The 13,677-nt window shown below is 70.4% G+C and carries 13 protein-coding genes; 9 read left to right on the plus strand and 4 right to left on the minus strand.

Annotated elements, in window-relative coordinates:
* The first annotated feature begins 174 nt into the window (after window positions 1–174).
* The 5 genes from ABZ928_RS05155 (at window position 175) to ABZ928_RS05175 (ending at window position 5,065) form a co-directional block, all read left to right on the plus strand.
* Window positions 175–1,623 (plus strand): aldehyde dehydrogenase family protein, encoded by a 1,449-nt coding sequence (locus ABZ928_RS05155; protein WP_361515126.1) that lies wholly within the window; start codon window positions 175–177, stop codon window positions 1,621–1,623.
* Window positions 1,620–2,834, plus strand: a complete 1,215-nt coding sequence (locus tag ABZ928_RS05160) for a CoA transferase (RefSeq protein WP_361515127.1) — start codon at window positions 1,620–1,622, stop codon at window positions 2,832–2,834. Before ABZ928_RS05155 ends, ABZ928_RS05160 begins: the two co-directional genes overlap by 4 nt.
* 61 nt (window positions 2,835–2,895) lie before the next feature.
* A complete protein-coding gene (locus ABZ928_RS05165) occupies window positions 2,896–3,732 on the plus strand; it encodes a TauD/TfdA family dioxygenase (RefSeq protein WP_361515128.1) in 837 nt (278 codons plus the stop codon).
* Entirely contained in the window at window positions 3,729–4,490 is a 762-nt protein-coding gene (locus tag ABZ928_RS05170) for an SDR family NAD(P)-dependent oxidoreductase (RefSeq protein WP_361515129.1), read from the plus strand. The genes ABZ928_RS05165 and ABZ928_RS05170 overlap by 4 nt, the downstream gene beginning before the upstream one ends.
* A 47-nt stretch (window positions 4,491–4,537) precedes the next feature.
* Complete coding sequence (locus tag ABZ928_RS05175) at window positions 4,538–5,065, plus strand: GNAT family N-acetyltransferase (protein ID WP_361515130.1); 528 nt, start codon at window positions 4,538–4,540, stop codon at window positions 5,063–5,065.
* A gap of 9 nt (window positions 5,066–5,074) precedes the next feature.
* On the opposite strand, the gene ABZ928_RS05180 is transcribed toward ABZ928_RS05175, so the two are convergent.
* Genes ABZ928_RS05180 through ABZ928_RS05195 form a run of 4 tightly spaced genes read right to left on the minus strand, consistent with a single transcriptional unit; the run spans window position 5,075 to window position 9,032 of the window.
* The gene (locus ABZ928_RS05180; RefSeq protein WP_361515131.1) at window positions 5,075–6,421 is read right to left on the minus strand and encodes a hypothetical protein; all 1,347 of its coding nucleotides are present in this window, start codon (window positions 6,419–6,421) and stop codon (window positions 5,075–5,077) included.
* Window positions 6,422–6,472: 51 nt separating this feature from the next.
* On the minus strand, window positions 6,473–7,408 hold the full coding sequence (locus ABZ928_RS05185; protein WP_361515132.1) for an SDR family oxidoreductase: 936 nt from the start codon (window positions 7,406–7,408) through the stop codon (window positions 6,473–6,475).
* A 17-nt stretch (window positions 7,409–7,425) separates the two neighbouring features.
* Complete coding sequence (locus ABZ928_RS05190; RefSeq protein ID WP_361515133.1) at window positions 7,426–8,310, minus strand: LLM class F420-dependent oxidoreductase; 885 nt, start codon at window positions 8,308–8,310, stop codon at window positions 7,426–7,428.
* Entirely contained in the window at window positions 8,307–9,032 is a 726-nt protein-coding gene (locus ABZ928_RS05195; RefSeq protein WP_361515134.1) for an enoyl-CoA hydratase/isomerase family protein, read from the minus strand. Before ABZ928_RS05195 ends, ABZ928_RS05190 begins: the two co-directional genes overlap by 4 nt.
* Window positions 9,033–9,150: 118 nt before the next feature.
* On the opposite strand from ABZ928_RS05195, the gene ABZ928_RS05200 reads away from it, so the two are divergent.
* Genes ABZ928_RS05200 through ABZ928_RS05215 form a run of 4 tightly spaced genes read left to right on the plus strand, consistent with a single transcriptional unit; the run spans window position 9,151 to window position 13,637 of the window.
* The gene (locus ABZ928_RS05200) at window positions 9,151–10,665 is read left to right on the plus strand and encodes an AMP-binding protein (protein WP_361515135.1); all 1,515 of its coding nucleotides are present in this window, start codon (window positions 9,151–9,153) and stop codon (window positions 10,663–10,665) included.
* Between the two features lie 38 nt (window positions 10,666–10,703).
* Window positions 10,704–11,882, plus strand: a complete 1,179-nt coding sequence (locus ABZ928_RS05205; RefSeq protein WP_361515136.1) for an amidohydrolase family protein — start codon at window positions 10,704–10,706, stop codon at window positions 11,880–11,882.
* Between the two features lie 17 nt (window positions 11,883–11,899).
* The gene (locus ABZ928_RS05210; RefSeq protein WP_361516127.1) at window positions 11,900–13,333 is read left to right on the plus strand and encodes a FadD3 family acyl-CoA ligase; all 1,434 of its coding nucleotides are present in this window, start codon (window positions 11,900–11,902) and stop codon (window positions 13,331–13,333) included.
* A gap of 37 nt (window positions 13,334–13,370) precedes the next feature.
* Entirely contained in the window at window positions 13,371–13,637 is a 267-nt protein-coding gene (locus ABZ928_RS05215) for a hypothetical protein (RefSeq protein ID WP_361515137.1), read from the plus strand.
* Window positions 13,638–13,677: the final 40 nt, after the last annotated feature.

Below are 13,677 nucleotides of genomic sequence, written 5' to 3' on the forward strand. Positions count from 1 at the left end.
GCGAGAACACTACTTTCAAATGCGTGGCGCCCGGAAGGCCCGTGTGGCGACTTTATGTCAGCCCGTGACAGTGGCGACTGATCCAGACCGAGGTCGTGACGCGGAAGACGGGCCACGCTAGTGTTCTCCCAATCCGAGAATGCCATTTCCAGCTTCCAGCGGGAAGGGGACGCAATGCCACCCCCGAACAGGCGGCTGCTCATCGACGGACGGCTCGTCGCGGCCGACCGGACGTTCGCCACGCTCGACCCCTCCACCGGCGATGTGCTGGGCCACGCTCCCGACGCCTCGGCCGAGCAGACCGAGGCCGCCGTGGCGGCCGCCCGCCGCGCGTTCGACACCACGGGCTGGTCCACCGACACCGCGTTCCGCGTCCACTGCCTCGACCAGCTCCACACCGCGCTCACCGAACACCTGGAGGAGCTGCGGGAGTTGACGATCGCCGAGGTCGGCGCGCCGCGCATGCTCACACACAGCCAGCAGCTCGACGAGCCGGTGGGCCTGGTCCGCTACTACGCGGACCTCCTCAGGACCCACCCGCTGACCGAGGACCTCGGGGTGGTCGAGTACCTGGGGCAGCGGCACCGCCGCTGGGTGGAGAAGGAGGCCGGCGGGGTCCTCGCCGCGATCGTCCCGTACAACTACCCCACCCAACTCGCCCTGGCGAAGCTCGCTCCGGCGCTTGCCGCGGGCTGCACGGTCGTCCTCAAGGGCGCGCCCGACACCCCGCTGATCACCCTCGCCCTCGGCGAGCTGATCGCGGAGCACACGGACATCCCGGCCGGCGTGGTCAACGTACTGACGTCGTCCGACGCGGCGACCGGCGAACTGCTCACCACCCACCCCGGCGTCGACATGGTCAGCTTCACCGGCTCCACCGCGACCGGCCGCCGCATCATGGCCGCCGCGAGCGGCACGGTGAAGCGGGTCTTCCTCGAACTCGGCGGCAAGTCGGCGCTGATCGTCCTCGACGACGCCGACTTCGCGGCGGCCTCGCGGTACGCGGCGTACATGATCTGCCTGCACGCGGGCCAGAGTTGTGCGATCACCTCGCGGATGCTGGTGCCCCACGAGCACCACGACGCGATCGCCGAGCAGGTCGCGGCCGCGCTGGAGCGGGTGCGCTACGGCGATCCCGCGCACCCCAGGACGTACATGGGCCCGCTGATCAGCGAGCGGCAGCGCGACAAGGTCGACGGCATGGTCCGGCGGGCCGTCGAGGCGGGCGCGACGCTGGTGACCGGCGGCAAGCGGGTGGACCCGGGCTTCTTCTACACGCCGACCCTGCTCACCGGGGTCGACCCGGCGAGCGAGCTGGCGCAGGAGGAGGTCTTCGGACCGGTCCTCGCCCTCATCCCGTACGACGACGAGGACCACGCGGTCCGGATCGCCAACGACTCGGTGTACGGCCTGTCCGGGGCGGTGCACAGCGCCGACGAGGAGCGGGCTCTCGCGCTGGCCCGGCGGATCCGCACCGGCACGTTCAGCATCAACGGCGGCAACTACTTCTTCTCCGACACGCCGTTCGGCGGCTACAAGCAGTCGGGCGTCGGCCGGGAGAAGGGTGTGGACGGTCTGGAGGAGTTCATGGAGCGCAAGACCTTCGGAGCGGTGGTCGTATGAGCGCCGGGCCGCTGAGCGGCATACGGGTGCTGGAAGTCGCGATGTACGGCTTCGTGCCGTCAGCCGGTGCCGTGCTGGCCGACTGGGGCGCGGACGTCGTCAAGGTGGAGCACGCCGTCAACGGCGATCCCCAGCGCGGCCTGCGCCAGACCGGCACGTTCAGGATCGAGGGCGACCCCAACCCCAATGTCGAGCACGCCAATCGGGGCAAGCGCAGCATCGGCCTCGACATGGCACGCCCGGAGGGCCGGGAGGTGCTGTACGGCCTGGCCCGCCGCTCGGACGTGTTCCTGACCAGCTTCCTGCCGTCGGCGCGGCGGAAGTTCGGCATCGACGTGGCCGACATCCGTGAGGTGAACCCGCGGATCGTCTACGCCCGGGGCAGCGCCCTCGGACCGCGCGGCCGAGAGGCGGAGAAGGGCGGTTACGACATGACCGCCTTCTGGGCACGTGCCGGTACGGCGGCGAGCCTGACCCCGCCCGGCGTCGAGGGCATGATCCCGCCGCCGGGGCCCGCCTACGGGGACACCATCTCCGGCACGAACCTCGCCGGGGGCATCGCGGCGGCCCTGCTCCAGCGCGAGCGCACGGGCGAGGCGCCGGTCGTGGACGTCTCGCTGCTGGGCAGCGGCGTCTGGGCGATGGGCCACGGCCTCGCCCTCTCCCTCCACCTCGACCGCCCCATGGTCGCACCGCCGTTGGGCGGGCACGGCTCCCCCACCAACCCGCTCTCCGGGCTCTACCGCACCGCCGACGACCGCTATCTCTCCTTCGTGATGATGCAGCCCGCCAAGTTCTGGGCCGATGTGTGCCGCCACGTCGACCGCCCCGAACTGGCCGAGGACCCGCGCTTCGCCACCGCCGCCGACCTGGCCGCGAACACGGAGGAGGCGGTCAAGATCCTGCGCGAGGTGATCGCGGGTCGCACCCTCGCCGAGTGGTCCGAGCGCTTCGCGACGCTGGCCGGGCCGTGGGCACCGGTGCAGGACTCGCTCCAGGTGGGCGGTGACGCGCAGGTGCGCGCGAACGAGTACGTCGTACGGGCCGGGGAGCTCGAACTGGCCGCCAGCCCAGTGCAGTTCGACGTCGAGGCACCGCACCCGCAGGGCCCGGCACCGGAGTTCGCGGCGCAGACCGAGGAGATCCTCCTGGAACTGGGCCTGGACTGGGACCGCATCCTCGCGCTCAAGGCCGCGGGCGCGGTGACCTGAGTCGCCGTCACATACCTTCACAGAGAGTCACCGTGACAGACCGTCACAGAAAGGGACGTCCATGACAGTCACCGTCACCGAGATCACCCCGACGACGGGTGTCGAGATCACCGGCCTGTCCGGGAGCAGGCTGGTCGACAAGGCGGTCGCCGAGGAATGCCGGACGGCCCTGGAGCGGCGCGGAGTCGTCATCTACCGGCAGGCGCACATCAGCGACGACGACCTGGTGGCCTTCAGCAAGCTGCTCGGCCGGCTCGTACCACTTCCCCTGGGCGGCCACCCGACCCACCCCGACATCCAGCGCATCACCCGCGACCCGTCGAAGAGCCCGCTGGCCGCCTACCGCGAGGGCACCTTTCACTGGCACATCGACGGTACGACGGACGAAGTACCCAACAAGGCGACGCTTCTGACGGCTCGCCAGATCTCGGACGACGGTGGCGGCGACACGGAGTTCGCCAACACGTTCGCGGCGTACGAGGCGATGTCGAAGACGGAGCAGTCGGAACTCGAAGGCCTGCGGGTCGTGCACAGTTTCGCGGCGTCGCAGCTGCTGGTGACGCCGAATCCGTCACCGAAGGAACGCGCCGCCTGGGACCGCAACCCGTCCCGCGAACAGCCGCTCGTCTGGACCCGGCCGGGTGGCCGCAAGTCGCTGCTGATCGGGGCGACGGCGGGCGAGATAGTAGGCCGACCACGTACCGAGGGCCGTGCCCTCCTGGACGACCTCCTGGACCGCGCGACCCAGCCGCGGTTCGTGGTCCGCCACCGCTGGCGCCAGGGCGACCTCGTCATCTGGGACAACACGGGAATGCTGCACCGCGCGCTGCCCTACGGCGAGGGCTCCTCCCGTCTGATGCACCGCACGTCCCTGGCGGGCGAGGAGTTGGTGGCATGACCGGCGAGCGGCGTACGGCGCTGGTGACGGGCGGCGGTTCGGGTATCGGGCGGGCCATCGCGCTGCGGCTCGCGGAGGACGGTTTCGCGACGGCCGTCCTCGACCTCAACGCCGAGGCGGCGGAGCGGGTGGCCGAGGAGGCACGCCAGAAGGGGTACGCGGCGGAGGCCTTCGGCGGGGTCGACGTATCGGACCGCGCACAGGTCGACGACGCGGTACGACGTATCCGCGAAACCCTGGGCGGCCCGGTCCTGGTCCTGGTCAACAACGCCGGAGTGTCCGCGGCCCAGGGCTTCCTGAAGATCACCGACGAGTCCTGGAACCGCATCATGGCCGTCAACCTCAACGGCCCCTTCTACTTCTGCCAGGCCGTCGTCCCCGACATGAAGTCCGCGGGCTGGGGCCGCATCGTCAACATCTCCTCCTCCAGCGCCCAGTCCGGCCAGCAGTACATGACCCACTACGTCGCCTCCAAGGCCGGCCTCATCGGCCTCACCAAGTCCCTCGCCCTCGAACTCGGCCCGGCGGGCATCACGGTCAACACCATCCCACCCGGCTTCGTCGACACCCCGATGCTCCGCGACTCCGAGCAACGAGGCCTCCTGGGCGGCTCGGTGGACCACCACGCCGAACTGACTCCGGTACGACGACCGGGGCGCCCGGAGGACATCGCGGCGGCGTGTTCCTTCCTGGTGTCGGAGGAGGCGGGGTACATCACGGGGCAGGTGATCGGGGTGAACGGGGGGCGGAACACCTGAGGCGGGAACGCGGGAACTGGGCGGCGAGGTGGGTGCGTCGTACACGCATGACCACTTCGCTGCGTCCCGCGACCCTCGACGACCTGGACCACATCACCGGTCTGCACACGCGGGCACGCACCGCGTACTACGAGGCGGGCGGTTGGTCGGAGCCGGAGCTCACCTCGCCCGAGGCTTTCGCCGAGCGGCGCGAGATGTGGCTGCGTGCCGTCCGCAGCGACACCAAGACCGTCCTGTGCGCCGTACAAGGGGACGCGTTGGTGGGAGTTCTGGCGATGGGGCCGCCGCACGACACCGATGTGGACGCCACCGCGGTCGGCCAGCTGTACCAGATCCATGTCCAGCCGGGGTTCTGGGGACAAGGGATCGGCGGACTGCTGCACGCCGCGTTCGTACGGCGCCTTCGGGACACGTCTCTGTCGGCGGGCGTGCTGGAGGCGTGGGAGCGCAACACTCGGGCCCAGGGCTTCTATGCGCGGCACGGTTGGCGAACCGATGGGCACCGGCGGTCCGGGCCGGGTGATGGTGACTACGTGCGGATGCGCCTCGGCGTGGCCGCTGTCGGTCCTCGGTGAGTCGGTCTTTCATCGCAAGCTCCGCAGGAAGACGACCGTGCAGACCAGCACAGCCGCGAACGCCGCCACGGCCGCGCACTGGAGCAGGGCCTCCCGGCGGTCCTCGCGGGATGCGGCCGGGCTCCGGGGCAGGCTCTCGAAGCGGGCGAAGAGCGCTTTGGCGAGGCGCTTTCGGCCCCGCCGGTCCGTGGTGTAGGCGAGTACTTCTCGTCCGTCGAGCAGGCGTTCCAGTCGCCCGACGAGCGAGTGGGCCGGTACGGCGAGGATCTCCACGGAGCCGGTGACGCCCTGGCCGGTGAAGCGTCGCAGCCGGTCCAGGTGGCCCACGAAGACACAGCGCGGACCATGGGCGCGGAGCATCTCCTCCACCTCCCAGAGGAGATGCTCGGTCGGGCGGGAGACATCGATGAGCGGTGCGGAGGACACGCTCGCCAGACCGGTCACGGTCTGCCGCCACACCGCGGAATCGACGGTGACGACGATGAGTTTGGGGCTGATCGGCAGCCGGGCCAGGTCGGAGAGCGAGTCGGAGACCTCGGCGATCTCGCGTGCGTGGCGGACCCGTGCCGTCTTCCCCTCCTCGGCTGCCCGTACGAATCGCAACACCTCGCTGTACAGCGCCTGGACACCGATGAACGGCATGAGAGAGATCATCACGCTGGAGAAGGCGAGCAGGGAGATCCCGGCCACGGCGAGGGTTCCCAGGAACACGAGGAGGAGCGCACCGGCCGCCACCGATTCGGGAGTGTGCGGATAGTCGACCAGGGTGGCCATGGCGTCGCCGGGCGAGTCGCTGCGCAGGTACACGAGACCCGCCAGGCCGAACATGCCGAGCAGCGAGACCGTGACGACCGTGTTCGTCACTTTGCTCACTGCCGGCGCCACACGCGTGCCTGTCCGGTCGAGCCATGCCACGAAGGCTCCGACCCGGGTCGCGGCGTCGGTCGACACCCGCAGGCCCGGTGCCACACCCACCGCTTCGATCGTCGCGTCGTCCAGGGTGACGACCCGCCACGTGCGGCCGATCCTCCGTACCGCCGAGGTCACGGCGTCGATCGCCTCACCGTGCCGGAACCGTCGGAGGAACAGCACCATGTCCCGACGGCCCCGAACCAGGCGCAGACCACCCGCGCAGCCGACCACGACAAGGGCGAGGCCGAGGAGGAACGCGATGCACAGGTCCCAGCTGCCGCCGTTGAAGAGCGAGACGATGACACCCAGCAGAAGGGCCGCCGTCGGGATGTACATCAGATAGCCGACCGTCAGCATGGCCCCGCCGAGCAGCGTCCCGCTCCGTCGCAAGGTCCGGCGCAGCAGGAACCCTCGGCGATCGTCCCGCACCACCCTGACACTCATGTCCGGATGGTTGCGTCACCGGGAACGGAGCAAACCCTTCCGCGGCGGGGGTCAGTCGTCCGAGCCGTACTCCTTCAGCAAGTCCCCCGGCACATGGTTCGCCCATCCCGACCCCGGCCAGTTGAACCAGCCCGACGAGGCGTGGGTGCCGCCGTCGGGGTGGAGGGTGGTGCCGGTGATGTAGGAGGAGAGGGACGAGGCGAGGAAGACGGCGGCGTTGGAGATGTCGGTGACCGTGCCGAGGCGGGCCATGGGGATCGCGGTGCGGATGGCGGCCGGGGTGGACAACGGGGTGTCGGGAGTGCCGGGGGCGGTCGTGAATTTGTGCATGTTCGGGGTGGGGGTGCAGTCCGGGGCGATGTTGTTCACCCGGATGCCGGACGGGGCGAGTTCTACGGCCAGGGTGCGGGCGAAGTGTTCCACCGCGGCCTTGGCCGCCGCGTAGACGGCGAAGCCGGGGGCCGCGCGGTGGGCCTCGATGGTGGTCAGGTTGATGATGCTGCCGCCGGCGCGCATACGCGGTGCCGCGAGGGAGCAGGCGTGCAGGACGTGGAGGAGGTTGGTGCGCAGGAGGGCGTCCCAGCCCTTCGGGGTGGTCTCGGTGAAGGGCGCGCGGAAGGTGCCGCCGACCACGTTGACCAGGGTGTCCAGGCGGCCCCAGCGTTCGTCGACCGCCGTGAACAGCGCGGTCAGGGTGTCGGGGTCGCGGGCGTCGCCCTGGCGCACGATCGCGTCCGTGCCCACACCGCCTACACCGCCCTCGCCGCCCTCGCCGCCCTCGCCGCCCTCGCCACCCGCGCCACCCGCGCCACCCGCGCCGAGGGACCTGCGCAGCGCCTCGACCGCCGTACCGTCCACGTCCAGCACCGCCACCCGTACGCCGTTGGCGGCCAGGTCGTGTGTGATGGCCTCCCCCAATCCGCCCGCCCCGCCGGTGACGATCGCGACGGTCCCCTCCAGGCCCGCCCGCTCCTCGAACCACCCCACGCCGACGCCCTCTTCCTTCAGGTCAGATACATCGCACCGAAGTCTTCGAGGAACTCCAGCGTCGCCGCCGCCGACCGCGCGGGGCACGACACCACGACCCAGGTGACGCCGACGTCCTCAAGCTCGGCGAACTTCTCCCGGTGGCGGTCGGGTTCGGCCGTACCCGCCTGCTGGTACGAGTGCGCCACGTCCACCCGGCGCCCGTCCGCCGACTCCCTCAACTCCGCTATCTGCTCCGCCAGTTCTGCCACCGACCCGAGCATCGGAGTCCGCGCCGTCGCGCTCAGCCCCGCGCTCCCCGACATCGGCATCCACCCCTGCGCCCGCTCGGCGACCCTCCGGCGGCTCACCTTCGAGTTGCCGCCGATCCAGATGGGGATCGGGTCCTGGACGGGACGAGGCCGGGCGATCACGTCCCGCGCGCTGAAGTGGCGGCCCTGGTAGGTGAAGGGCTCCCCGCTCCAGTGCAGCGGCAGGACGTCCAGGACCTCCTCGAACAGGGCGTTGCGTTCGTCGAAGTCGACGCCGAGGGCGTGGAACTCGCTCTTCTGGTAGCCGGCGCCCAGCCCCAGGATCAGCCGCCCGGCCGACAGCTTGTCCAGCGTCGCCGCCGCCTTGGCCAGGACGAACGGGTTCCGGTACGGGGCGACCGCGAGGTACGTCAGCAGCCGCAGCCGTTCTGTCGCGGCGGCCGCGAAGGCGAGGGCGATGAAGGGGTCGAGGGTCTGATGCCCGCCCGAGGTCAGCCAACGGGCGCCCGGGACCGGGTGCTCGCTCAGTGAGAGGGCGGCGAATCCGGCCCGTTCCGCCGCTGCGGCCACCTCGGGCAGCGGGCCCGCGTCCAGCACGTCACCGTCGGGGCCGTTCGCCTCGGGGTAGTGGAAGACGAACCGCAGCGTCATCTCCGGCTCCCGCGGGCCAGCACCCGGTCCGCCGCCGCCCAGTGCGCGTCGGCCACCCACAGGCGTGCGAAGGCCCGCACCGCCTCCTCGGCCGAGGTCCCGCCGGAGACCACACGCTTGATCTCCCCCGCCGGGACGGTCGCCAGGGACCGGGCCAGCGCACGCCAGCCCTTCTCGAAGGAGGCCCGCGGAAACACCTGGTCGACGAGGCCGACGCGCTGGGCCTCCGCCGCGTCCAGTACCGTTCCGGCGCCCGCGAGCAGCAGGGCCCTCCCCCGTCCCACCAGCGCCGCGAGCCGCTCCGCGCCGCCCCACGCGGGCATGATCTCCAGGGTCACCTGGTTGAAGCCGATCCTGATGTCGTCGGCGGCCACCCTGATGTCGGCGGCCACGGCGACCTCGGCGCCGCCGCCCAGGGCGTGTCCGTTGAGCGCGGCGACGACGGGGCCGGGGAAGGCGGCGATCCGGTCGCAGACGCCCCGCATCCGCCGGGCCATCGCGGCCGCCTCGTCCTCGGTGCGGATCGCGGCGAGTTCCTTGAGGTCGCCCCCGGAGACGAACGCCCTCTCCCCGGCGCCCCTGATCACCAGCGCCCGCGCCCCCTCCGCCGCGTCGAGCGCCTTGTCCAACTCGCCCATGGTGTCGAGGGAGATGGCGTTGCGGGCGTGCGGGCGGTCGATCGTGAGGACGGCGAGGCCGTCGTCCAGTTCGAGGTCGATCACGCGATTACCCCCGAGGGATATTGGCATTCTCCAAATCCGAGAATAGCGTATGCGCCGCTGATCGGAGCCGCTTCGCAGTACGGGAGGTAGCAGCCACATGCGAAGGATCCCCCCAGAGTTGGCCAAACGCTATGAGTCGGAGGGGTGGTGGACGCAGGACACGATCGGGGAGCTGCTCGCACGGGGCCTCGCCGCCGCGCCCGACGCCGAGTTCCAGGTGCACTCGGCCGTCCGCCCCTGGTCCGGGACCTTCCGGGACGTCGAGCGGATCGCGCGCCGGCTGGCGGGCGGGTTGCGCGAGCGGGGCGTGGGGGCGGGCGACACGGTCGCCTTCCAGTTGCCCAACTGGATGGAGGCCGCCGCGGTGTTCTGGGCCTCGGCGTTCCTCGGGGCGGCCGTGGTGCCGATCGTCCACTTCTACGGGCGCAAGGAGGTCGGCTACATCCTCGACGTGGTGCGGCCGAAGGTGTTCGTGGCCGCCGAGCGGTTCGGCCGACTGGAGTTCCGGGCCGACCTGTGCGCGGACGTACCGGTCGTGGGCGTGGTGGGACGTGACTTCGACGACCTGCTGAGCGACACCCCACTCCCCGGCACCCTCCCCGCCGACCCGGCCGGCCCCACCCTCATCGCCTTCACCTCGGGCACGACCCGCGACCCGAAGGGCGTGGTCCACAGCCACCAGACCCTCGGCCACGAGACCCACCAGCTCACGGCGAGTTACCCGCCCGACCGCGGCCACCAGCTCACCGCCGCCCCGGTCGGCCACTTCATCGGCATGGTGAACGCCTTCCTGATCCCGGTCCTGGAAGGTTCGCCGGTCAACCTCACCGACGTATGGGACCCGGGCCGGGCCCTGGAGTTGATGACCCGTCACGATCTCCACATCGGCGGCGGCGCCCCCTACTACGTCACGAGCCTGCTCGACCACCCGGACTTCACGCCGGGCCATCTGCGGCACATGCGGTACGCGGGGCTGGGCGGTGCGTCGGTCCCGGTGGCGGTCACGACCCGGCTGGCCGGCCTCGGTATCCAGGTCTTCCGGGCGTACGGCAGCACCGAGCACCCCTCGATCACCTCGTCCCGCTACGACGCGCCCGAGGCCAAACGCCTGTACACGGACGGGAACGCGCGGCCCGGCATCGAGATACGTCTGGCCGAGGACGGCGAAATCCTCAGCCGCGGCCCCGACTTGTGCCTCGGCTACACCGATCCCGCCCTCACCGAGCGGGTCTTCGACGACGAGGGCTGGTACCACACCGGTGACATCGGGGTCCTGGACGAGGACGGCTACCTCACCATCACCGGCCGCAAGTCCGACATCATCATCCGCGGCGGCGAGAACATCAGCGCCCTGGAGGTGGAGGAAGTCCTCCTCTCCCTGCCCGGTGTCGCGGAAGCCGTGGTGGTCGCCGCCCCCGACGCACGGCTCGGTGAACACGCCGCCGCGTTCCTGCGGATGCTGCCGGAACACCCCCTCCCCACCCTCGACGCGATGCGCGCCCACCTCGACAACTCCGGTCTGGCCAGGCAGAAGTGGCCCGAGGAACTGCACGGCGTGACCGACTTCCCGAGGACCCCGAGCGGCAAGGTGCAGAAGTTCCGGCTCCGGCAGGACATTGCCGTACGCACGTGATGAGAATATGATTCTCGCAATTCGCCAAGGAGGGTCTCATGACGTCGCGTGCGCTGCCGTATCCGCTCTTCGACGCGGACAACCACCTGTACGAGACCGAGGAGGCGCTGACCAGGCACCTCCCCAAGGAGTACGAGGGCGCGATCCAGTACGTGCAGGTCAACGGCCGTACGAAGATCGCGATCCTGGGCCAGATCAGCGAGTACATCCCGAACCCGACCTTCGAGGTCGTCGCCCGGCCCGGCGCGATGGAGGACTACTTCAAGTTCGGCAACCCCGACGGCAAGTCCCGTCGGGAGATCTTCGGTGACCCGATGCGCTCGATCCCGGCGTTCCGTGAACCGGGGCCGCGCCTTGAGCTGTTGGACGAACTCGGGGTCCAGCGGACGCTGATGTTCCCGACGCTCGCGAGCCTCATCGAGGAACGCATGCGACATCATCCGGAGTTGATCCACGCGGTGATCCACTCGCTCAACGAATGGCTGTACGAGACCTGGTCGTTCAACTACAAGGACCGGATCTTCACCACGCCCGTCATCACGCTGCCGATCGTCGAGAAGGCGATCGCGGAGCTCAACTGGGCGGTGGAGCGCGGCGCGAAGGCCGTCCTCATCCGCCCCGCCCCGGTGCCGGGCTACGGCGGCTCGCGCTCGTTCGCGCTGGCGGAGTTCGACCCGTTCTGGAAGCGGGTCGTGGAGACCGGCGTGCTGGTCGCGATGCACTCCTCCGACAGCGGCTACGCGAAGTACACCAGCGACTGGGAGGGCGGCCTCAACGAGATGCTGCCGTTCAAGCCGAACGCCTTCCGTACGGTGTCGGAGTGGCGGCCGATCCAGGACGCGGTGGCCGCGTGGGTGTGCCACGGCGCGCTGTTCCGCTTCCCCGAGCTGAAGATCGCCCTCATCGAGAACGGCTCCTCCTGGGTGGCGCCGCTGCTCGATCAACTCGCCGACGTCTACAAGAAGATGCCGAACGAGTTCCTCGGCGACCCGGTCCAGGCCGTCAAGAACAGCATCCACGTCAGCCCGTTCTACGAGGAGGACCTCGGCGGACTCGTCGACCTCATCGGCGTCGACCGCATCCTCTTCGGCTCGGACTATCCGCACCCCGAGGGCCTGGCCCAGCCGACCTCGTACGTCAACGCCATCCAGGGGCTCGCCGAGACCGACCAGGCCAAGATCATGGGCGGCAATCTGGCGCGGCTGATCCCGGCATGACCGCGGCCGGTCCCCGTATGACCTGGGAGTCGGTCCCCCGGATGGTGCTCAGCGCCGCCGACCGCTTCGGGACTGCCGAGGCGGTCGTCGACGGGCCGCTGCGGCTCACCTTCGCCGAACTCGCCGAGCGGGTACGGAAGGCGGCGGGCGCGTTCAAGGCGCTGGGGGTCGAGAAGGGCGACCGGGTGGCGATCTGGGCGCCCAACTCCGCCGAGTGGCTGATCGCGGGCTTCGGACTGCTGGCCGCCGGCGGGGTGCTGGTCCCGGTCAACACCCGGTTCAAGGCGGACGAGGCGCACGACATCGTCGTACGGGGTGGAGCAAAGGCGCTGCTCGTCCAACAGGGCTTCCTGGGCCTGGAGTTCGCGGGGCCGCCCGGCGTTCCGGTGATCGACCTGAAGTCGGACTTCCTGGCGAGCGGATCGCCGTACGAGTGCGATGTGCGCGGGTCGGACCTCTCCGACATCATCTTCACCTCGGGGACCACCGGCAGGCCCAAGGGCGTCCTGATGAGCCACGCGCAGAACCTGCGGCTGTTCGCGGAGTGGTGCGATCTGGCGGATCTGCGGGAGGGCGACCGCTATCTGATCGTCAATCCGTTCTTCCACATGTTCGGCTGGAAGGCGGGCTGTATCGCCTCCCTGATCCGGGGCGCGATGGTCCTGCCGGTGCCGGTCTTCGACGTGGACCACGTACTGGACCTCGTCGAGCGTGAGCGGGTGACGATGCTGCCGGGTCCGCCCACGCTGTACCACTCCCTGCTCCAGGCGCAGGCGAAGGGCGGGCGGGACCTGTCCTCGCTGCGGGCGGCGGTGACCGGCTCGGCGGACATCCCGGTGGAGCTCATCCGCCGGATCAGGAGTGAGCTGCCCTTCCGGACCATCATGACCGGGTACGGCCTCACGGAGGCGGGCACGGTCACCGCCTCCCGGCCCGGGGACTCCTTCGAGGACATCGCCACGACCGTCGGCCTGCCGTGCGACGGCCTGGAGATCCGGGTCGCCGACGACGGCGAGGTACTGGTGCGCGGCTACAGCGTCATGCTCGGCTACCTCGACGACCCGGCCGCGACCGCCGAGGCGATCGACCCGGACGGCTGGCTGCGCACCGGCGACCTGGGCACGCTCGACGCCGACGGGCGGCTGCGGATCGTCGGCCGCAAGAAGGACATGTTCGTGGTCGGCGGCTTCAACGCCTACCCGGCCGAGATCGAGGGTTTCCTGCTCCAGCACCCGGCCGTGGCCCAGGCCGCGGTGATCGGCGTGCCCGACGAGCGGATGGGTCAGGTCGGCAAGGCCTTCGTCGTACGGCACCGGCCAGTGTCGGAGGAGGAGCTGATCGCCTGGAGCCGGGAGCGCATGGCCGGATTCAAGGTGCCCCGAACCGTGGAGTTCCGGGAGGAGTTGCCGATCGGCGCCACGGGCAAGGTGTTGAAGGACCAATTGCGATGAGGCCTGTCGCATCACCCGCGGGAGAACGGAGTTCCTTGTGACGACGAACAACACCGCCGACCTGACGGCGGACCTGTCACTGACCCAGATAGAGCGCCTCGACGAGGAGATCATCACCCTCCTGGCCCGTCGCCGCGCCATGGCACAGGAACTCCCTCCCCCCGCGCGCGCCCGCGCCGTGGACCCCGAGTTCGTGGAGACCGTACGGGAGATCACGGACCGCTACCGCCAGGAACTCGGCGGCGCAGGCGAACTCGTCGCCCGGGCCGTGATGGTGCTGTGCCATCCGAGCCGGCAGTCCTGAGCATGCCGAGATGACCTGGATCACTTTGACAGTGGTTTTG

The sequence above is a fragment of the Streptomyces sp. NPDC046909 genome (assembly GCF_040644695.1).
Taxonomy (GTDB): Bacteria; Actinomycetota; Actinomycetes; order Streptomycetales; family Streptomycetaceae; genus Streptomyces.

Bases quoted from the DNA above. Each gene is read 5' to 3' on its own strand.
- ABZ928_RS05155 (WP_361515126.1), top strand. From the start codon at position 175: ATGCCACCCCCGAACAGGCGGCTGCTCATCGACGGACGGCTCGTCGCG.
- ABZ928_RS05160 (WP_361515127.1), top strand. From the start codon at position 1,620: ATGAGCGCCGGGCCGCTGAGCGGCATACGGGTGCTGGAAGTCGCGATG.
- ABZ928_RS05165 (WP_361515128.1), top strand. From the start codon at position 2,896: ATGACAGTCACCGTCACCGAGATCACCCCGACGACGGGTGTCGAGATC.
- ABZ928_RS05170 (WP_361515129.1), top strand. From the start codon at position 3,729: ATGACCGGCGAGCGGCGTACGGCGCTGGTGACGGGCGGCGGTTCGGGT.
- ABZ928_RS05175 (WP_361515130.1), top strand. From the start codon at position 4,538: ATGACCACTTCGCTGCGTCCCGCGACCCTCGACGACCTGGACCACATC.
- ABZ928_RS05180 (WP_361515131.1), bottom strand. From the start codon at position 6,421: ATGAGTGTCAGGGTGGTGCGGGACGATCGCCGAGGGTTCCTGCTGCGC.
- ABZ928_RS05190 (WP_361515133.1), bottom strand. From the start codon at position 8,310: ATGACGCTGCGGTTCGTCTTCCACTACCCCGAGGCGAACGGCCCCGAC.
- ABZ928_RS05205 (WP_361515136.1), top strand. From the start codon at position 10,704: ATGACGTCGCGTGCGCTGCCGTATCCGCTCTTCGACGCGGACAACCAC.
- ABZ928_RS05210 (WP_361516127.1), top strand. From the start codon at position 11,900: ATGACCTGGGAGTCGGTCCCCCGGATGGTGCTCAGCGCCGCCGACCGC.